The 19,709-nt window shown below is 72.0% G+C and carries 17 protein-coding genes; 9 read left to right on the plus strand and 8 right to left on the minus strand.

The features are described from left to right. Positions 1–16 precede the first annotated feature (16 nt). Positions 17–1,081: a metallophosphoesterase gene (locus tag WME75_RS29120; RefSeq protein WP_437477797.1), complete on the minus strand. Its 1,065-nt coding sequence runs from the start codon at positions 1,079–1,081 to the stop codon at positions 17–19. A gap of 432 nt (positions 1,082–1,513) precedes the next feature. Between WME75_RS29120 and WME75_RS29125 the strand changes: the two genes are divergently transcribed. Beyond that, positions 1,514–2,293: a class I SAM-dependent methyltransferase gene (locus tag WME75_RS29125; protein WP_437477800.1), complete on the plus strand. Its 780-nt coding sequence runs from the start codon at positions 1,514–1,516 to the stop codon at positions 2,291–2,293. Positions 2,294–2,401: 108 nt separating this feature from the next. Here the strand turns inward: WME75_RS29125 and WME75_RS29130 are convergent, their stop codons facing one another. The 6 genes from WME75_RS29130 to WME75_RS29155 form a co-directional block, all read right to left on the minus strand. Then, positions 2,402–3,553 carry a glycosyl hydrolase family 8 gene (locus tag WME75_RS29130; protein ID WP_437477803.1) on the minus strand — a complete coding sequence of 384 codons (1,152 nt, stop codon included), beginning with the start codon at positions 3,551–3,553 and terminating at the stop codon, positions 2,402–2,404. A gap of 130 nt (positions 3,554–3,683) precedes the next feature. Next, on the minus strand, positions 3,684–4,463 hold the full coding sequence (locus tag WME75_RS29135) for a hypothetical protein (RefSeq protein WP_437477806.1): 780 nt from the start codon (positions 4,461–4,463) through the stop codon (positions 3,684–3,686). Further along, complete coding sequence (locus WME75_RS29140; RefSeq protein WP_437477808.1) at positions 4,460–5,089, minus strand: RNA polymerase sigma factor; 630 nt, start codon at positions 5,087–5,089, stop codon at positions 4,460–4,462. The genes WME75_RS29135 and WME75_RS29140 overlap by 4 nt, the downstream gene beginning before the upstream one ends. Positions 5,090–5,252: 163 nt before the next feature. Then, entirely contained in the window at positions 5,253–6,233 is a 981-nt protein-coding gene (locus WME75_RS29145; RefSeq protein ID WP_437477810.1) for a hypothetical protein, read from the minus strand. A 146-nt stretch (positions 6,234–6,379) separates the two neighbouring features. Beyond that, positions 6,380–7,027, minus strand: coding sequence for an HAD family hydrolase (locus tag WME75_RS29150; RefSeq protein ID WP_437477813.1), 648 nt, complete (start codon positions 7,025–7,027; stop codon positions 6,380–6,382). A gap of 58 nt (positions 7,028–7,085) precedes the next feature. After that, positions 7,086–7,922, minus strand: coding sequence for a hypothetical protein (locus WME75_RS29155; RefSeq protein WP_437477816.1), 837 nt, complete (start codon positions 7,920–7,922; stop codon positions 7,086–7,088). Positions 7,923–8,318: 396 nt separating this feature from the next. Here WME75_RS29155 and WME75_RS29160 point away from each other — a divergent pair, with 396 nt between their 5' ends. From WME75_RS29160 to WME75_RS29180, 5 genes are all read left to right on the plus strand, one after another. Continuing rightward, positions 8,319–8,450 carry a hypothetical protein gene (locus WME75_RS29160; protein ID WP_437477818.1) on the plus strand — a complete coding sequence of 44 codons (132 nt, stop codon included), beginning with the start codon at positions 8,319–8,321 and terminating at the stop codon, positions 8,448–8,450. Between the two features lie 390 nt (positions 8,451–8,840). Further along, complete coding sequence (locus WME75_RS29165) at positions 8,841–9,623, plus strand: ABC transporter permease (RefSeq protein ID WP_437477821.1); 783 nt, start codon at positions 8,841–8,843, stop codon at positions 9,621–9,623. Beyond that, positions 9,623–10,708, plus strand: coding sequence for an ABC transporter substrate-binding protein (locus WME75_RS29170; protein ID WP_437477824.1), 1,086 nt, complete (start codon positions 9,623–9,625; stop codon positions 10,706–10,708). Before WME75_RS29165 ends, WME75_RS29170 begins: the two co-directional genes overlap by 1 nt. A gap of 130 nt (positions 10,709–10,838) precedes the next feature. Continuing rightward, the gene (locus WME75_RS29175; RefSeq protein WP_437477827.1) at positions 10,839–12,407 is read left to right on the plus strand and encodes a hypothetical protein; all 1,569 of its coding nucleotides are present in this window, start codon (positions 10,839–10,841) and stop codon (positions 12,405–12,407) included. A gap of 561 nt (positions 12,408–12,968) precedes the next feature. Then, the gene (locus WME75_RS29180) at positions 12,969–14,102 is read left to right on the plus strand and encodes an SMP-30/gluconolactonase/LRE family protein (protein WP_437477830.1); all 1,134 of its coding nucleotides are present in this window, start codon (positions 12,969–12,971) and stop codon (positions 14,100–14,102) included. Positions 14,103–14,114: 12 nt separating this feature from the next. On the opposite strand, the gene WME75_RS29185 is transcribed toward WME75_RS29180, so the two are convergent. Next, the gene (locus WME75_RS29185; RefSeq protein WP_437477832.1) at positions 14,115–16,499 is read right to left on the minus strand and encodes a glutamine amidotransferase; all 2,385 of its coding nucleotides are present in this window, start codon (positions 16,497–16,499) and stop codon (positions 14,115–14,117) included. 289 nt (positions 16,500–16,788) lie between these two features. On the opposite strand from WME75_RS29185, the gene WME75_RS29190 reads away from it, so the two are divergent. From WME75_RS29190 to WME75_RS29200, 3 genes are all read left to right on the plus strand, one after another. Continuing rightward, the gene (locus WME75_RS29190; protein WP_437494949.1) at positions 16,789–18,132 is read left to right on the plus strand and encodes a PAS domain-containing protein; all 1,344 of its coding nucleotides are present in this window, start codon (positions 16,789–16,791) and stop codon (positions 18,130–18,132) included. A gap of 717 nt (positions 18,133–18,849) precedes the next feature. Continuing rightward, entirely contained in the window at positions 18,850–19,416 is a 567-nt protein-coding gene (locus tag WME75_RS29195) for an RNA polymerase sigma factor (RefSeq protein WP_437477835.1), read from the plus strand. Further along, a complete protein-coding gene (locus tag WME75_RS29200) occupies positions 19,413–19,661 on the plus strand; it encodes a hypothetical protein (protein ID WP_437477838.1) in 249 nt (82 codons plus the stop codon). Before WME75_RS29195 ends, WME75_RS29200 begins: the two co-directional genes overlap by 4 nt. The last annotated feature ends 48 nt before the right edge of the window (positions 19,662–19,709 follow it).

The following is a 19,709-nucleotide window of genomic DNA, read 5'->3' on the forward strand; positions in this document are numbered from 1 at the left end:
CGCGGGCTTCGTCGGCTCACTTGGCGATCGTCTTCGCGTAGAGGACCGCGCCTTGCTTGTCGATGAACTCGAAGCGCAGCGTGCTCCCCTCGGACTCCAGGTAGGCGAAGCCCTCGGTCCCGTCCGTGTAGAAGAGCTGCCCCGGCTCCCTCGGGACCGAGGCCGACGCTCGGCGGATCTTCGAGCCGGCGCCGCTGACGGCGAAATAGGTGCCCGGACAGCCCTCGTCGCGCCCCTTGTCGATGAGCTCGAGATTGTGGTCATGACCGCTCATGTACATGTCGGCCCCGCAGTAGATCGCGCGCTGCATGTCGAACATCCCGTTCAGCCCGAACTGTTGATTGTCGGCGGCGTGCGCTCCCGACGTGAAGCGGGGGTGATGGCCGAAGACGATCTTCCACCGGGCGTCCGAGGCGGCGACCCGCGCGCTCATGTCGAGCGCTTGTTCATCGGAGGTGAAGTCGACGGTATCGATCCCGAAGAGATGGACGTGCCCGACGCGAACATCGTAGTACGCAGCGGGCATGTGCCATTTATCGGTCATCCGCGTACCCGGCCCGTCGCCCCGCGGCAGCAGCGAATAATCGATCTGCGCTTGCCGCACGCCGTTGCTGCTGGGGCCGTGATCGTGGTTGCCGAGGACTGCGTAGAACGGGAGGCCGTTCAGGCCCGGCCGATCGTAGGGTTGCTCGAACTTCGGGCCCCACTGCGCGTCGCTTGTGTCGACCACGCCGTGATCGTAGAAGTTGTCGCCGTTCATCATCACGGCGTGACAGCCCCCGACCTCGAGGCACTTTTCGCTCATCCGATCGGCGACCTGGTGCTGCGCGAGGTTGCCCTCGCCGGTGTCGCCGATAGCGATGATCCTGACGCCTTTGCGCGGCGCGCCGACGAGCCTGGTGCCGCCCGCGCCGCCGTCTTCCGCGCCCTCGCCGTGGCTCGTGGCGCTGCTCGGCGCGGCGCCGCTGCCCTCGCCGGTCGAGTGGCCGCCTGTTCCGGCCTGCGCTCCGCCGCCGAGAGCCGTCGCGCTGCCCGCGCCGCAGGCGACGGCCGGCAACGCGGAGAGGACGAGGGCAACCATGGCACCCGGAGCTCCGGCGACACGGCAACCTGCAAGGAGATGCGTCATCGGTGCGCATTCTAGCCAGGGCTGGCCTCCGTTGATCATTCACCAGCGCGCCCGTTCGCCCTGGCGCACGAGCAAGCTCCATTTGCGCTTGACACCAGCGAGGCCTCAAATTATCGAAGTTGAACATCACTTTCAATATCAACAACGGAGCCCTCGTGAGCCCAGAGATGCCCCCTGCCCTGAGCCTGTCCCCCTGCGCAGCGCTCGCCGCTTTCCCCTGGTCCGTCGCGCACCGGGCGGAGGTCTCGTGAGCTCGCGCACGCCGCTCGCCGCGGATCGCCCGCTCCGGGCCGATCCCGCGCGCCTCGCAGCTGTCGTGACGCGCCGGCCCCCGGGGGTGCGCGCGCTCGCGCGGCCTCGTGCCCCGCGCTGCCAGGAGGGCGCATGAGCTCCACGACCGTCTCCAGGGACACGGTGCTCTCGCTGGTCGGGCGCGCCGAGGCGCGGGTGCGCTTTCCGGATCTCGACTTCGCCGATCCCTGGGCCGAGGCGATGCTGGCCTCGCTCGACGTGGATCCGGCGGGCTTCGACGCCCGCGCGCTCCGGACCTCGACGGTGCGCACCATGATCGTCGATCGGCTCGTCCGGGACTACTTCGAGCGGAACCCGTTCGGCCTCGCCATCGCGCTCAACGCCGGGCTCTGCACGCGGTTCTCGCGCATCGACAACGGGACGCTCCGCTGGGTGGAGCTCGATCCGCCCCACGTGGCCGAGTTCAAGTGCGCGCATCGCCTCTGCCACGCGTCGGATCGCCACGCCATCGCGAGGTGCTGCTCGATCGCGTGCACGGGGTGGATGGATGGCCTCCGCGGCGCGGGCGACCTGCCGACGCTCCTCATCGCCGAGGGCGCCCTGGCCGGCCAGACGCCCGAGCTCGTCGACGCCTTCTTCACGCGAGCCTCCCTGCGCCTCGCGACGGGGACGGAGCTCCTCCTCGATCTCGCTCACGACGCGTCGCCGCCGCTGCGGATCCCGCCGCGGTGGCGCGCCTGTCTGGAGCTCCCCACGCCGGATGGATCCGTGGCGCGCTACCCGCGACTGCGACCGTTCGGCCGGGACGAGGCCGCGCCGGCGCCCGGGCGAGCGCTGCGCGAAGCGAGCAGGGCGGCGCGCCTGATCCAGGACGGAGGCGCGCCGTCCGTCCTCCACCTTCGCTTCGCGTGAGCCCCGCCGATCGCCATGGCGCGTTGCACCTGAGCTCCGATGTCGATCGTCGCGTCGCAGACCACGAACGATCCGCGCGATGACGGCGCACGCAGGACGCGCGCCGGATCAGTACACGCGGAACTGACCGCTCAACGTCAACAGCGAGAGAAGCTGGAGCAGCCCCGAGTAGTAGCGCGGCTGCCCCGTCGTCAGCTCGGTCGCCCACGCCGCCTCGATGAACTCGGCGCGCTCCTCGGTGGTGGCGACCAGGCCGGTGACGCCGTTCATGACGATGAGCGCAGACTCCCGTGCACCGGCCGCCTCGCCTTCGAGCGTGTAGGACCCGACGTAGGAGTCCATGCCCTTGCTCGAGAAGAACGCCAGCAGCCGGTCGGCCTCCTCCACCTGCCACGGGTCGACCCCGAACCAGACGTGGTCGAGCGCGATGTTCAGCAGCGCCCGGTAGGACTCCGAACCGAACCGCTCCGAGCCGGTCACCGGCGTGCCATCGAAGCGGACGCGCACCGGGATGAGCCCTGTGCTCGGGTGCGCGACCGCCTTCCAGTGCTCGCGCGCGCGGGCCGCGGCCTCGGACCAGAACGGGTCGCCCGTCGCCTGCGCCCAGAGCGCGTAGTACGCGGGCATCGCGGCGGACGGGCGGGTGATGTCCGCCGCGTCGACGTGCGGGACGTCGAAGACGAGCTTCGTCTCCGCGTCGAAGATGTTCGTCACGCCGTCGTCGACGCCGCCGTTCAGCGTCTCCTTGTGGCGCATCACCTCGAGCAGGGCGATCGCGTCCGCTCCATAGTCGATGGCCCCGGTGTCGCTCCCCCAGCGGCCGTGGGCGAAGAGCAGCGCCATCGCGAGCTGCTGGAGGCCGAACGGATCGGTGCACCGCACCGTTTTACCTGCCGAGGTGTCGCACCACGACCTGAAGTAGCCCTCGCTGGGGCCGGACGTGGGCTCTAGCCAGGCCTTGGCGTACCTCCAGAGCCGATCGAACTCGCTCCGCTTGTCGAGCTCGACCGTGATGATCATCCCGAAGCCGATGCCCTCGGTGCGCACCTGCTCGTGCAGGACATCCCAGATATAGGCCCGATCGGTGTTGGACAGGTCCGGGTAGAAGATCGCCTCGCTCCATGGATCGCCATAGAAGAGCTGATTGAAGCGATCGTCGATCTTCTCCGCGATCTCCTCGTCCGTCTTGCCGAGCACGTCGCGGAGCGCGTTGGGGTACTCCGACGGGCCGGTCAGCGGGCGGAGCTCATCGCTGGTCATCCGGTCATGGCCGAGCCAATCCACCGTTGTCCCACACGCGGGCAGCGCGCAGAGCGCCAGCGGAGCACACACAATGCCCGACGCTACGCGGAACCAACGGAGGGGGGCGGGACAGCGCATGACCCGGAGTTTAATCAGTTACATAGCGCCGAACCCTGGAGGCAAGCACGCTGTTCGGGTGCCGGCGCAGAAACGTCTCGGCGCGCTGCGACGCCGCGTCCGGCCGGCCGCTCTTCGCGAGCGCGTCAATCCGCAAGACCTCGGCCTCGAGCCCCATCCGGCCGCGCGGATGCTCCCTGGAGTAGGTGTCCAGGAGCGCGAGCGCGCCCTGCGCGTTGCCGCTCGCGAGCGTCGTGCGCGCCGCATCCAGCGCGCTGAGCTCCGCCTGGAGCGCCGTGCTCGAGGCGGACGGCTTCGGGGCGACCCTGGGAGACGCGCCCCCGCTCTCGCCGGCGCGCGCCGGAGCGGGGAGCTCCTCCGACCGAGCCTCCACGGGCGCCGCCTGGGCCGCCGGCGCCGCCGGGATCGGGCGCGGCGCGGTCCGGGCGATCGGGTCCGCGAGCGCGCCGCCGAAGCGGTGGACCGCGACGGGCTCCGGCGCCTTTTGCCCGCGCCAGGCGAGATAGCCGGCCGGGATGCCGGCCAGCACGCCCACCGTCGAGAGCGCGACGAGGATCTTGGTCCAGCCGAGCTTCACGGCGAGCGACGAGGACCCAACGGCCGTCCCCGCCGCGGAGACCGCAGCAGGCGCGACGACGCTGGCCGACAGCGCGGCGGCGCCGGCGAGGCCCAGCGCGGCCAGCGTCTTCGCGCGCGTCTCCGGTGAAGTCTGGTACGACGCGCCGGCGCTCAGCAGCGCGCGCTCGAGCGGGCTGTCGCTCTCTTCCAGCATGCGGCGTGGTTCACTCATCGTCTTACCTCGCTCGTCCCAACGAGCTCGAGCGCGCGGACGCGCTCGCGAAAATCGGCCCTGGCCCTTCGTAGCCGAGAGGCCACGGTACCCTGCGGGATCCCCAGCACGCCGGCGATCTCCACCATGCTCATCTCCTCGAATTCGTACAGCACGAACACGGTCCGCAGGTCCGACTCCATCTGGTCGAGTACCTGGTCCAGCATCTGCCGCGCGTGTTTCTGGCTGGTAAGCTGCTCCGGTGTCGCGGCGTCCACGACCTCCGGCGGCTCGGCCGCCGGAAACTCCCGCCGGCGCGCAGCGCTGCGTCGCGCGTGGGCGGCCACGTGAAGCGCTGTCTGGAGAAGAAAACTCTTCTCAGCCCCCGGCCGGACATCGTCCAGCCGCTGGGCGGCGGCGATGAAGGTGCGCTGCACCGCATCGTCGATCTCGGCGGCGGGGGTCCCCGCGTTGCGGAGCACCCGCCCGATGAAGTCGAGATGCGCGTCCACCATCCGGCGCAGACGCGCATCCCGTTGTCTCAAGCTCGCTGCCGAAGGTTTCACGTTCGCCGGCTCCATTTCAGGCAAAGCAGGCGATGTCAGGACTTCGGCAACCATGGTTCCGCTCACCGCGAGGCGGGACATGAGACCAGGGAACAGGCGTTCCGCACAGACGACGACCGGCGGGAGTCAGCGCGGAGCAGGTGCGTCGGGTCGGGGTGCACACCGTGCCTGCCGCACTGCTTCCTGATGCCGTCCATGTCTCATAATTCCCAGGCTGCATCGAGTTGATCACGGAAGTGCCGGCTCAGAAGCTGTGCACGATCCCGACGGCCGCCAGCGGCGAGATCACAGGCGTTTGGCCGACCGTTTCCGTCGGCAAGAAAATGGTGAAGCGTCGACGAACGAGCGGCACGCCGAGCCCCGCCTCGATTTCGAAGGCGGTGCCCCCGCCGAGCGACACGGCGGCGCGCGCGAGGGCCCCGGCGCTCCACCATGACCGCACGGCGGACCTCGGGTTCGACAGGCCCTCCCCCGTCGCCGTGAACCAGCCGCCGGTGGCCACGACACACGGCTCCGCGCTGACGATATCGGCGATCTGCCAGCGCAGCGGGCAGGCGGTGAGCGCAGCGGCCGTCCAGTGGATCAGGGCGTTGTCGGTGCCCTGCAGGATGTCGTTTCGGGCGTATGTCAGCGAGAGGCCGAGTGAAGGGCTCAGCACGCTGTCCGTGTGCAAGGTCGCCCGGGCGACGAGCGCGCCGCCCAGGCTCGCGTAGGGCGAGACGACCTGCGTCACAAGGGCCTGCGCTCCGAGCCCGAACGTGAACGGCAGCCCCTGGCGCGGGGCCTCGGGCGGCGGCGGCGGGGGCGGCGGGGGCGGCGGCGGCGGCGGCGGCGGGGGCGGCGGCAGGGGCGCGGTCTCCTCGGCCACCTCGTCGAGCGCGAGCGCCGCCGTGAGCGAGAGCGCCTGGACCACGACCTCGCACGACATGGCCTCGACGGTGCGGGTGTCCGTCGCGCCGCGCTCGTGGATCACGCGCAGCTCGCCGTGGACCCTGGACCCGACGCGCATCAGCCGCACGCGCACTTCCCAGCCGCCCTCTCTGTCCTCCGCCTGCCGCACGCGATCCGATCGGGCGCGGATGCCGTCGTAGAGATCGTCGACCGTCGCGCAGTCCGCCGGCGCGTCGAAGTCGATGCGAATGGGGATCGGCGTCGGCGCCGCGGTGGCCGAGGACCAGCCGAGGACGACGAGCTCGATGAACGAGATGCCGTCACCGGAAGCCACGGGCGCGAAGGTGCCACGAACCGCTCGCAAACCGCCAGACGCTCATGCAGTCCCCGGCTGGGCCGTGCAAAAATCCACGCGGCGACACGTTGCGGTGGGAGTGAGCGGGCAGGCGCTGTGAGCCAGCTCATCACCCGAGCCTGAGATCACGCTCGATCTCCACCGAGGCGCTCGAGCACCTCGCGCAGCGAGCCGAGCTCCTCGTCCGCGCCGGTGAAGTCCGACAGCGCGGTGAGCGGCGACGGGACGACCCAGCACGCGAGGCCCGCCGCCTTGGCCGACCGGAGCCCGCGCTCGGAGTCCTCGATGACGAGGACATCCTGCGCGGCGAGCCCCAGCCGCTCGCAGGCGACCCGGTACGGCTCGGGATCCGGCTTGGCGCGCGCGTACTGATCCCGCGTGAGCGCGAACTCGAACCACGCGAGGAGGCCCGTCGTCGCGTGCGCGCGGTGGAACGGCTCGGGCTTGCTGCTCGTCACGATGGCCATGCGGAAGCGCGCGGCGAGCGTCGCGACGATCTCACTCACGCCGGGCAACAGGACGTCTCCGCCCGCGATGAGCTCGAGATACCGGCGGTCCCTCTCGTCGGCCAGCCGCCGCACCGCCGCCTCATCGACCCCGCGCGCGCTGGCGAGGTGCCAGGCGCCGCGCGCCTCGACGAGGAACAGCTGGCGATAGTCCTCGACGGTGAGCTCGACGCCGACCGACGCGATCGTCTCGCGCGTCGCCTGGAAGTAGAGCCCTTCCGTGTCGACGAGGACGCCGTCGTTGTCCCAGAGGATGGCCTTGAACACGCGGGGCGTTCCTAGCGCCGCCCCCCCAGGCCGGCAAGAGAGCGCCGCGGCGCGGGCGCTACCCCTCGATGAGCCGCCGTTCGGCGAGGATGCGCCCGCGGGCGAGGGCGAAGACGGGCAGGATCACGGCGCCCGTGGCGAGGACGAGGAGCGGCGGGAGGACGAGGATCCCGCCCGGCAAGAGGCTCGCGAGCGTCGCGTAGACGAGCGCGCGGCCGGCGCCCTTGGGAGCGCCGGCGGCGAGATCGCGCGTCGACGCCTCGTGGATCGCTCGCGCGTGGCGGAAGGCGAGGTACGCCGTGAGGACGTGCACGTGGCCCACGAGGACCAGGGAGGCGCGCACCCAGCTGTCGAAGTCCTCGGTCAGGCCGCTCCACGTGGCGTACCAGCCCCCGAAGCAGCAGTAGATCACGAAGTGCAGCGTGAGCGGCGCGAGCGCCACGAAGCCGGCGAGCGGGAGCGCGACGCTGCGGCGCTCCTCGGCGTCGATCATGCAGCGCACGCGCGCCTCGGGCGCCGCGGCCTCGATCCGCGCGCGGTCCGCGTGCACGTCGCCGCTCCGCTGGATCTCGCGGGAGAGCGCGCGCCGGAGCCTCCCGTCGGCGAGCACCCGGCCCGCGACGCCGGCGAGCGCGGACGTCGCCCACGCGGCGAGGAGCGCGGTCGTGGCGGCGCCGTCGTCGAGGACGCCGAGCAGGGGGGGCGCGGCGGCGGTCAGGATCACGAGGACCGCGCCGCAGAGGGCGACCTGGCCGGCCAGCGTCCGGGCGACGCGGCGACCGTACAGGCGACGGAGGGACTCCGGGATGGCGTCGACCTGCTCGCGGTGGCGCGCGAGGAGCGACTCGATATGTAGACGGGCAACGTCCTCATCGTCTCGGTACGTGGCTCTCATGACAGGTTCCCCTCGGGCCCGGTGAACCCGGTGAACGCCGCCAGACCACGGCGGTCTCCCGGTGCCCTTCGCTCAGACTGTTCAGCAAGCCCGGTGCCGGGTCAAAGACCCTTGTTTTCAGGCACATTCCGGAGACCGGCGCCCAGCCGGTGGGCGGCCGGCGTCCACGCCGTGGACACCTCCGCCAGCCGCGCATCGCCCGGAGGAAGCAGGCGACCATGCTGAAGGTCCCACCGTCTCCTGGCCGTCCTGCTTATCCGTGGGCAAGCGAAGGCAGCGAGACGGCAAGGCGCGCGCGCTCGCGAAGTACAAAGTTCGTGACTACGCCACCGGAGTTGGTGCTACCCTCGATCGAGGTGGATTTTTTACCAACGCGTCCACCGAGGCGGTGCTCTCATGGGTGACAAATCTCCGAAGGCCAAAGATCGACAGAAGAAGCAGGACACGGCGGACAAGAACCAGAAGAAAGCAGCCGCGGTAGCCAAGGCGTCGCCGGCTCCGGCCGCGCCCGCCAAGAAGGGCAAGTAGTCGGGCCGAGAGGCGCCGCGCTCGGCGCGGTTCACGCCCCGCCTCGACAAGCCCCCCTCTCGCCCAAGCCCACCCTCCGCCCGCCGTCGCGGGTGTTCCGGACGCATAGAGATCCACCGCGGTCAGGCACCGGCCGCGCGATGCGTCGCTCTCCACCCCATCTCTCATCGAGCGCGCAGGGCTCTCGACGCGGACCCTCCGTGCTCGCAACCCCCTGTGCTCTCGGCCTCTCCGCCTTCTGCGTCGCGATGCGCCGAATCGCTCTGCTCGCGGCGCGCTCGAGCCGCCGTCCTTGCGCATGGCCTCGCGCGCCGCGCCCGCGCGCCGGCCTGGCTTCTTCCGCCGCGCCCTCTTCCTGGCGCGGCGACGTCGCGCTATGAGGCTCGGTCCGTGCGACCGACTCTGCTCCAGGCCGTGGCGCCGCCGCTCGTCGCGCTCGTGCTCTTGCTCGCGCTCTGGGAGGTGCTCGCCCGCGCGCTCGACATCCCCGCCTATCTCCTGCCGCCCCCCTCGGACGTGGCGCGGGCGGGCGCGAAGGACGCCGCCACCCTGCTCGCCGGCGCCCTCACCACCGCGAAGGCGGCGCTCGCCGGCTTCTGCCTCAGCGCCGCGGTCGGCGTGCTCGCCGCCATCGCGCTCGCCTCGTCGCGTCCGCTCGAGAGGGCGCTCTATCCCTATACCGTCTTCCTGCAGACCGTCCCGATCGTCGCCATTGCCCCGCTGCTCGTGCTCTGGTGCGGCCCCGGCCTGCGCGCGGTCACGGTCTCGGCGTTCATCGTCTCCGTGTTCCCGGTCATCGCGAACACGCTCACCGGCCTGCGCTCCGTCGAGCCCGCGCTGCGCGATCTCTTCCGGCTCTACGGTGCCCGCCGCTTCGCCACGCTCCGCAAGCTCGAGCTGCCCTCGGCGCTCCCCCACATCGTGACCGGGCTCCGGATCGCGGCGGGCCTCGCCGTCATCGGCGCCATCGTCGGGGAGTTCGTCGCCGGCTTCTCGGAGGACGCCGCCGGCCTCGGCATCCTGGTCCTGTCCGCCTACCGCCAGCTGCGCACGGATCTGCTCTTCGCCGCCGTGCTGCTCGCCTCCGCGCTCGGCCTCGCCCTGTTCGGCGCCGTCGACCTCGCCGGCAAGCGGCTCTTGCGGCGCTGGCATCCTTCGGAGATCAATCGCTGATGCACTCCCGTGACAGTCGCCGGCTGGTCCTCCAGCGCCTCGCCTCCCTCATCGCCGTCCCCCTCTTCGCCCCCGCGTGCTCGCGGTCGCCGGAAGGCGATGGGCGCTCATCGGCCCCCTCCTCTCAGGGAAGCGCGCCGGCCGCGGCCCAGGGCGCGCCGGCCGCGGCCCAGGGCGCGCCGGCCGCGGCCCAGGGCGCGCCGGCCGCGAAGGTGAAGCTCGCGCTCAACTGGGTCCCGGAGCCCGAGTTCGGCGGGTTCTACGCGGCGCGCGAGGCCGGCGCGTTCGCGAAGGAGGGGCTCGAGGTCGAGATCCTCGGCGGCGGCGCCGGCGTGCCGGTCGTCCAGATGGTGGCCGGCGGGCAGGTCGATTTCGGCCTCTCCGGCGCCGACGAGGTGCTCACCGCCCGCGCCCGCGGGGCGGACGTGCTCCCCCTCTTCGCCGTGTTCCAGACCTCGCCGCAGGCCATCATGACCCACGAGAGCCGCGGCGCGAAGGGCATCGCCGACATCCTCGCGTCGGGCGGCACGCTCGCGATCGAGCCGGGGCTGCCTTACGCGGCGTACCTCAAGAAGAAGTACGGGTTCAGCAAGGTGAAGGTCGTCCCGTACGACGGCGGCGTCGCCCGCTTCGTCGCCGACAAGAACTTCTCGCAGCAGTGCTTCATCACCGCCGAGCCGATCGCGGCCAAGCGCAAGGGGAGCGATCCCGCCGCGTTCCTCGTGGCCAGCGAGGGGTTCAACCCGTACGTGGTGGTCGTGATCACGCGCGCGGCGCTCTGGAAGGAGAACCCGGAGCGCGTCCGCGCGTTCATCCGCGCCACGCGGGAGGGCTGGCGCACCTACCTGCACGATCCGAAGCGCGCCAACGAGGTCATGGCCCCGCTCAACACCGCGATGGACGCGGAGACCTTCGTCGCCGCGGCGGAGGCGCAGCGGCCGCTCATCGAGACCCCCGAGACCCAGGAGAAGGGCCTCGGCGTGATGACCCGCGAACGCTGGGAGACGCTCGCGAAGCAGCTCGTCGACCTCGGCGTGCTCGAGAAGGTGCCGCCGATCGACGATCTGCTCGTCGCCGCGCGCTGATCGGAGCGGCAGGCCAGCCGGCGCGCAGCGCGAGGCGAGATCTCGGCCCTCGACTTCGTCTAGAATGCTGCAAGCGCGCGTCGCGCCCCCACGGCGCTGCCGCGCCACAACGCAAGGGAAAGCGCCCTCCATGGCTTCCACGCATCGACCTCGGGCCAGCCGGATCCCGTCCGCCTCGCTGCTCCTCGCGGCGGCGTACGTGCCTGCCGCCGTCGCCGTCGCCGTCGCCTGCGGGGCGTGCGGCAAGGAGTTCACGGCGCGCCCGCCCGACCTGTCGACGAGCTCCAGCACCGGCGGCGGAAGCGGCGGCGGCGGCAGCGGCGGCAGCGGCGGCAGCGGCGGCGCGTGCCCGGGCGGCGGCGAGGTGTGCGGCGACACGTGCGTCGATACGACGACCGACGCGGAGCACTGCGGCGCGTGCGACGTCGTCTGCTCGGCCTTCGGCGGCCGGCCGAGCTGCCTCGACGGCGTCTGCCAGTCGCCGGCATGCGAGGAGAACCGCGGCAGCTGCGACAAGGACCCCGAGAACGGCTGCGAGGTGGATCTCCTCACGAGCCTCTCGCACTGCGGCAGCTGCGACAACCCCTGCAGCGGCCAGTGCGTGCAGGGTGCCTGCGTCGTGCCCCGGCACATCTCGGCCGGCACCGATTACACCTGCGCGGTGCTCAGCGACAGCACGGTCTGGTGCTGGGGCCGGAACACCTGGGGCAACATCGGCGACGGCACGCTGCAGCAGGATCGGCCGATCCCGAGGCAGGTCATCGGCCTCGGCGGCGGCGCCGTCAAGGTCGCGACGAGCATCTCGTCGGCGCGGTCGCACACCTGCGCGGTGCTGACCGACGGCGCCGTGGCGTGCTGGGGCGCAGGCAACAGCGGGCAGCTCGGCGACGGCCAGGCGACGAACGCCCTCTCTCCCGTGCGCGCCAGGGACCTCGCGGGCGCGACCCAGGTCGCCGCCGGCGGGAGCCACACCTGCGCGGTGACGGCGTCGCACGGTCTCTTTTGCTGGGGCGAAGGCAGCTCCGGCCAGCTCGGTTACGGCGACGAGGCCGATCAGTACGTGCCCACCGTGGTCCTGGACGGCGTGGATTCGGTGAGCGCCGGCCTCTCGCACACCTGCGCGGGCATGATCGAGCGGATGGGTGAGCGGCTGATGAGCTGCTGGGGCCACAACCTGAGCGGCCAGCTCGGCGCCGGCAGCTTCCAGCCGTCGAGCGTCCCGCTGACCCTCCCGGGCCTCACCAGCGTCGCGCTCACGGCCGCGGGCGCCTTGCACACGTGCGCCGCGCCGGCGACCGGCGTGGCCTCCTGCTGGGGTGAGGGAGCGCAGTACCGCCTCGGGACAGGCACCGAGAACGTCGAGGCGGCGCCGCGCGAGATCCCGGATCTCGTGGACGTGAGCCGGCTCGCGCTCGGCGCGAGGCACTCCGGCGCGGTGCTGGCCAGCGGCGACGTGCTCCTGTGGGGCGACAACACGAAGGGTCAGCTCGGCAACGGGACGCAGGATCCATTGTTGCTCCCGCAGCCGCTCGAGCTGACCGACGTTGTCGAGCTGGCCCTCGGCTCGGACCACAGCTGCGCGCTCAGGCGCACGGGCGAGATGCTCTGCTGGGGAGACAACAGGAACGGCGAGCTGGGCGACGGGACCGTCGAGCCGCGGCTCGCGCCGACGCCCGTCGCCTGGCCGGCGCGGCCGTAGACGCGGGGTCCGGCGGGCGACACGTCGAGGCCAGCGCGGCGCGCTGGGTGTCGCCCGCCGGCATCGACGCGCTCTGGCTCCTGCGCAATCCCGACAAGCTGGCCACGCTCGGGGCGGCGCTCCCGCTGCTCCCGCCACACGGCCTGCCCGACGCAGCTGCGTGATCGACGCCGGCGCGTCGCGTCGCGTCGAGCCCGCGCCGACAAGTCATTGCTTGGTGCGCGAATCAATCACATTCGATCACAGGACGACACGCGCCTGTTAGCCACTCATGTCAACACGTGGTAACACGTGGTTCAGCGGGGGCGCACACGCGCAAATACGCAAGTACGCAGATTCAATCATAGTAAAGACAGGAGCCTGTCCGCGTCGCGCAGGCGCCTCGCCGTGACTTCACGATCGAAGGAAATTTACCTCGACAGCCGATTGGCCCATCGGCATATACTCCAGCCATCATGGACGCGTCTTCGGCTTGACGAAGCCGGGCCGATCGCACCTTCGCTTCTTGATGGCGTTCATTTCGACAACCTCGGTCCGTGGATCACGGACCCAGGAGGGAGCATGTCGCATTTCATGCAGCCAGAACTATCGCGCTCGAGCAGAACGGGGCTTGTTTGCGGCGCGCTGACGCTGCTTTCCATCGCGTCGGCGCTGGTCGCAGATTCGGCCCGGGCGCACGGGGAATGGCACGGCCAGATCAAGACGTTCGCGACGTTCCCGGCGTCTCCCGGGTTCCCTGAGGGGATCGCGGTCGATGGCAATCGGGTCTTCGTGTCTGGCCCGGCGACGTTCGGCACCGCGGGTCGGGGGCCGTCGAAGATCTTCGTTCACGACAGGGACAGCAAGGTCCTGAAGGGCACGATCACGGTGGCGGGCGAGGCGCTCGGCGCGGAGCATGCGCTGAGCTGCATCGCGGTCGACGGCCAGGGCCGCGTCTATGCGCTCAGCACGCAGCTAGGACTGCTGCGCTTCACCAAGACTGGACACGGATACGTCCAGGAGACCTACGGCGCTCCGCTGCCGGATCTGCCGGCGTGCGTGGCGGCCGCGCCGGGAGAGGCGTGCTCGCCGACGCCCTTCGAGGTGCCGCCGCTCCCGAACGACATCGTCTTCGACGAGGAGGGCTATGCCTATGTGACCGACTCGTTCCAGGCGACGATCTTCCGCTATGCGCCCGGGGGCGGCGCGCCGCAGATCTGGTTCCAGAGCCAGGCGCTCTCCGGAGGGGGTCCCCTGCCGTTCGGCGCGAACGGGATCAGGCTCGATCCGCTGCGGGAGCACGTCTATGTCTCGGTGACCTTCTCCCTGTCGGATCCGAGCCTCGGGTCCATCTACCGGCTCCCCCTTGTCGACGCCCCCGAGGAGGCCGATCTGGAGCGGGTCCACGACTACACCGCCGGCGAGGCGCCCGACGGGTTCGCGTTCGGCAAATCGGGGAAGCTCTATGTCACGCTCGCCGCGGCCAACGCCATCTCGGTGCTCGACGAGCACGGGGTCGAGGAGACGCGCATCGAGAGCTCGCCCGGAGACGAGATGCCCCTCGACGCGCCCGCCAACGTCGCCTTCAACGACTCGGCGAAGATGCTGCTCATCGTGAACCACGCGCTCCTCAGCGGGGATCCGGACCACTTCGGGGTGCTGAGGGTGTGGGTCGGCGACAAGGCCGATCCGCTGGAGAAGCCGTGGCTTCCTTGAGGTGAGGTCCCCTCAGGCGAGGCCCCCGCGCCTCCGCACGACCCAGTGCGCGCCGAGGGCCGCGGCCGCCGCGGCCGTCCAGGCCCAGGGGGGCAGGAGCGGCGCGACGTGGCGCTCGGCCGCCACCTGCGTGGCAGCCGGCAGCGGCAGCGAGCCGGCGGCCGCCGGCAGCACCGACGCCCCGCCCGTCGCCCTGGCGATCTCCTCCAGGCGCGCGACGTCCGGGCGCGGATCCGCCCACTCGTCGCCGCCGCGCTCGCACGCGAAGTCGCGCCTCGTCGTGGCGCCCTTCGCGTCGCCGGCGGCGCCCTCCGCCGGGACGATCTCCACCGTGGCCGCGTAGCCGCCAGGCTCGAGGCGGCCGGCCGCGAGCTCGATCGGCTCGCCGCCCTCGCCGATCGGCGCGCTCAGCGTCCGCACGACCGTGCCGCTGCCGAGGCGCGCGATCGTCACCCTGGCCTCGCCCCGCTGACCGGCGAGCGGGCGCAGCACGAGCGCCGTCTCCTCGCCCGCGAGGCAGCCGCCGCGCGGCTCGATCGCGGCGGGCTCGAAGCGCGGATCGCGCATGAGCCAGCCGAGCAGGGCGTCCCAGAACGCGCCGTGCGCGCGGCCCGCCGAGCTCGAGGCGAACGCGCTGAAGAGCAGGCGGTGGCTGCCGTCGAGCGTCAGCGCGATCGTCCGGCCGCTCTCGTGCTCGCCCAGCGAGAGCACCGGCATCGGCGCGCCCGAGGCCGTCGTGCGCGTCGGGTGCGTCATCAGCACCGTCGCCCCGGGGAGCGGATCGCCGACCACGTTGGTCCCCGGCATCTCCGGCATCTCGTCGCCGATCAGCGCGAGCAGCGGCGCGAGCACCGGCGCCGCGCGGCCCGCGGCGGTGATGCGCGGCACGAAGGCGCCGAGATCCGGGGGCGCGCGGCCGACGTCGAGATCCACCGGCAGCACGCGGGCGAGCCGCGTGCGCGCGTAGTTGCCCTGCACGAAGGCGTTCGGGCCGCCCACCATGATGAGGCCCCCGCCCTTGTCGACATACTGGGCCAGCGCCGGCAGGTGCTTGGTCAGGCCGTACGGCGCGGCGTCGAAGTCCTGCAGGACGACCGCGTCGAAGCTGGACAGGTGCACGCTGAACAGCTCGTCCACCGGGAAGGGGATCAGCGCGAGCTCGTCGGACGACGCGTTCACCTCATCGCCCGGGGTGCGCAGGATGAAGAACGCCACGACGTCGACCGAGGCGTCGGCCTTGAGCCACATCCGGAGCGCGCGCACGTCGTACGTCGGCCGGCCCGCCACGTGGAGCACCCGGATGCGATCGCGCGCGACGTCGAGCGTGACGTAGCGGACGTCGTTCTCGGGGAGCTCGTCGCCGTCCGGCGCGTCGATCGCCACCTCCAGGATGCGCCTGCCGGCGCGGTCGAGCGTCACGCCGAGCTCGACCATGCCGACGCCTCCCTCGACGTGCGCCGTGCCCGTCGCGAGCGTCGTGGGCGCGCCCTGCTCGCGCAGCTCGCGGGCGACGACGGGGACCGCGTCGCACGCGAGGCCGCCGCTGCAGCCGATCTCGATCCGGAGCGAGAGCGGCTGGTGGGCGACGGCGGCGCCGGCGGTCCGGACCGCGCGGACGCTGGCGTCGCGCACGGACTCGGTCGCCACCGCGACCGTGTGCACCGGGACGTCGAGCCCCTCCAGCGCGGCCCGCGTCGCCGCGGCGGTGCCCTCCGGGCCCGGGCGGTCGAGGCGGCCATCGGAGATGACGACGAACGCCGACGGCCGCTCGTCCGCGGCGCGGGCGAGCGCCTCGAGGGCGGCGCTGAGGTCCGAGCGGCGCTGCGCCCGGCCTCGCGCCGGCGCCGCGACAAGGGCGGCGGGCGCAGGGGCGCCGGCGCTCCCGCCGGGCGCGGGCGCGGCGCCTGCGCTCCCGCCCGGCGCGGCGCCGGCGCTCCCGCCCGGCGCCGGCGCGAGGCCGCCTGGATCGCCTGCCTGCCCGTCGGCCGGCAGCGGCGGTCCCTCGCCGAACAGGTAGCGGGAGAGCCGGACGTCGGCGCGCTTCCCGAGCTCGGCGAGCGCCAGCTGGGCGCTGTCGCGGCGGGTCCCCGCGAGGCCGGGCAGGTCCATGGACCGGGAGCCGTCGACGAGCACCACGACCTTCGGGCCGACGAGGCTCCCGCGCGACGCGACCGCGACCGGGCGGAGGATGGCGGCGAGCAGGCAGAGCACGGCGAGCGCGCCCGTGAGCGCCGTGCCGAGCGCCGCGCCGCGGCCGCCGCCCGCCCCCGTGATGGCCCGGCCGCGCGAGCGGACGAGCTCCAGCACGAGCAGCCCGAAGCTCAGCGCGGCGACGACGCAGGCGATGGCGACGACCGGCGAGGAGAGATCCCCCGAGGGCGCGAAGCTCCGCGTCACGGCCGCTCCGGGAGCGAGCGAGCAGAGCGAGCAGGAGAGGGCGAAGAGGGAGGCCCGCTGGATGCGCCGGCTGCGTGGGAACGCGACAGCGCGAGCAGCGAGTCGAGGGCGCGCGACACGGGCGGAGCCTAGTACATCGGGCCGAGGGTGTCCCAGCCCGGCGCTCACATCGACGCCGCGTGTCCCAGCCCGGCACCGCCTCTGCGGCGACCTGCCAGGCAACATCGAACCGCCCTGCCAGCGACCTTGAAACGCCGGCGACGCCCCGCGTAGGCTCGCAGTCTTGCCGATGCTGCGCGAAGATCTGGGCGAAGCCGGGCGGATTAGAGAAGAAAACGCGGAGCTGCGCGCGCGCGTGGCGGCGCTGGAGAAGGCGCTGGCGGAGCGGTCCGACGGTCGCGCGCCGGACGGCGCGGCGCTGGACAGAGCGGCGCCAGACGACGCGGCGCTGAACGGCGCGGGGAGCGCGGGCGCTCACACCCCGCTCGACGGCCTGCCCACGGCGGTGCCGGCGGTTGTCTACTGGCGCCTGGACGGCACGGTGACCCGCTGGAACGACGCGGCCGAGCGCATGTTCGGCTGGAGCGCGGGCGAGGCCGTCGGCCGCAGGCTGGCCGACCTCGTGGCCGCGGATCCCGTGTCCCCTGCCGCGGCGCGGGCGTTCGAGTTCACGCGGGAGGAGAGCCGGTTCGCCGCGACCGCGAGCGAGGCCAGGACGAAAGAGGGAAACGCGCTCGTCTGCCGGTGGACCTACGCCGTGCTGCGCGACGACCGGAGCGAGGCGCGCGAGATCGCGGCGATCGTCGACGACACCGGCGACCAGCGACGGAGGGAGCGAACGGTGCACGGGCGCTACCAGATGCTCCTGCAGCTCGTGGACAACGCGCGCAGCTCCATCTTCGTCAAGGACATCGCGGGGCGCTACGTCTTCGTCAACCGCGCGTATGCGCAGTCCTTGCAGAAGCACGTCGTCGAGCTCATCGGAAGCGATGACAGGGAGGGCCCCATGCCCACCGAGGTCGCCGAGCTGCTCGCGGAGAAGGAGCGAGAGGTGATCGCCGGCGGTCAGCTCATGCAGTTCGAAGAGGTGCTGCCGATCGGGGACGATCGACTCCATTATTTCACGGTCAAATTCCCGATCCACGACGAGCACGGCGAGCCGATCGGCCTCGGCGGCATCGTGACCGAGATCACCACCCTGAAGCGCGCGGAGGCCGAGCGGGCCGCGCTTCAGGAGGAGATCATCGCCGGGCAGCAGGCCGCCCTGCGGGAGCTGTCCACGCCGCTCATCCCGCTCGCCGACGGGGTGGTGGCGATGCCGCTGGTGGGGACGATCGACAGCGGGCGCGCGGAGCAGATCATGGAGACGTTGCTCTCCGGCATCACAAGACAGGGCGCCCACACCGCGATCCTGGACATCACCGGCGTGCGCGCCGTCGACACCCACGTCGCGAACGCGCTGACGCGGACCGCGCGCGCCGCCCAGCTGCTCGGCACCCGCGTGGTGCTCACGGGCGTCCGCCCGGAGGTGGCCCAGACGCTTGTCACGCTCGGCGTGGACCTCTCCGGGATCACGACGCTGAGCACCTTGCAGAGCGGCATCGCGCACGCCCTGCGCCACGCCCGGCGGTGACGGCGAGCTCCTCGACCGACACCGGACAACGCGTCCTGGTCCCATCACGACCCGGCTCGCCCGCGACCACAACGCGTCCTGGTCCCATCACGACCCGGCTCGCCCGCGACCACAACGCGTCCTGGTCCCCTCGCGACCCGGCTCGCCCGCGACCACAACGCGTCCTGGTCCCCTCGCGACCCGGCTCGCCCGCGACCACAACGCATCCTGGTCCTTCGCGAGCGCGCTGGTAATGGTCAGTTTTGACCCGAAGTGGTCAAAATAGCCTGATTCGCGTGGCGACTGCGGATCTCGCCGCGTAGGTTCGGCCGTAAGCAAGTGCAGCCCGCGGGTGTCTCACCACCCCGGGCTGCGTGGCCGAACCCCGCGCTAACGAGGTCCGACAGTGCAGCTATACCTGATCCCACCCGACGGTGGGCAAGGCGGACGTGTACCTACACGGCGCCGCCGTTCCATCCCCTGCCTCTCCCTCACCCCAACGCAGCGCAAGCGCCTCCGTGCCGCGTTGCGCAACCTTCGCGCCGCGTACGGCTCGTGGTCATGCCTCGCCGAGGTCATGGGCATGTCCGTCACGAGTGTCGAGGGCATCGCCAACGGGCGCTTCAACGGCTCGCCGTCAGCGGCCCAGCGCGCCGCGAAGGCGGCCGGCGTCACCGTTGAGCAGCTCCTCGGCGGGCTCGTCGCCGCTGATAGGTGCAGCGTCTGCGGGAGGTCTGGATGATGCGCCCGCGGAAGGGGGCTCGCCGCCCGCCTGCCGCGCGACATCCCAGGAAGCGGCCGACGATGCAGGCGATCCTTGCGGAGCGCTCGGTCATCCTCGCCGTGCTAATCGCCAGCGGCGTGCCGTCGCGCGACCGTGCCGACGTGGAGCAGCAGGTGCTCATGGGCGCATGGCGCTCCGTGAAGGGCGGCATGTACCGGCCAGACCCCGCAGAGGACGCCCGCAGGGCGCTCCGGAAGTGGCTGTACGGCATCAGCTGGCGCAAGGCCGGCCACTACGTGAACAGCGCGTGGGTGCGCCGCGCCGTTCTCACCGCGCAGCCGCTCGGCAGGCTTCACGAGCCCGTCGGGCCGAGCCTGGAAGCGCAGCTACAGGCGCGCGAGGTGCTAGAGGCGCTCGTCAGCCTGCCGCCCTGGCAGGTAGAGGCGCTCCTGTCCGTGGACGACCCGGAGTCGCTCGTCGCGTACGCCAAGCGGCGCGGGATGAACCCATCGAGCGCGGCGTCGCGCCTCCGCATCGCCCGGGAAGCGCTCGCCCTGCGGCTGAAGAGGTGGCGCCGATGAGCAGCCCCGACTTCAAGAAGCGCGTCCTGACCGATGAGGACCTCTCCCTCATCGCCAGCGAGATCCCCGCGCTGGCCGACCTTCGCGGTGTGCGCCCCTGGAACCGCGACAAGCTCTGGGCCGCGGTGCTCGACGCCCTCATCGAGGCCAGAACCAAGTCCGAGCGCGCAGCGGCCCAGCAGGCACTCGGCGCCATCCAGGCGCTTGACGCGATCGACCGACTCTTCGTGCGGCACGACTGGTAGCCTGCCTGCGGCTCACGCGGGCACGTCTCGCTCGCAGGCTGAGAAGGC

This window comes from Sorangium sp. So ce1014, from assembly GCF_051521505.1.
Classification (GTDB): Bacteria; Myxococcota_A; Polyangia; order Polyangiales; family Polyangiaceae; genus Sorangium.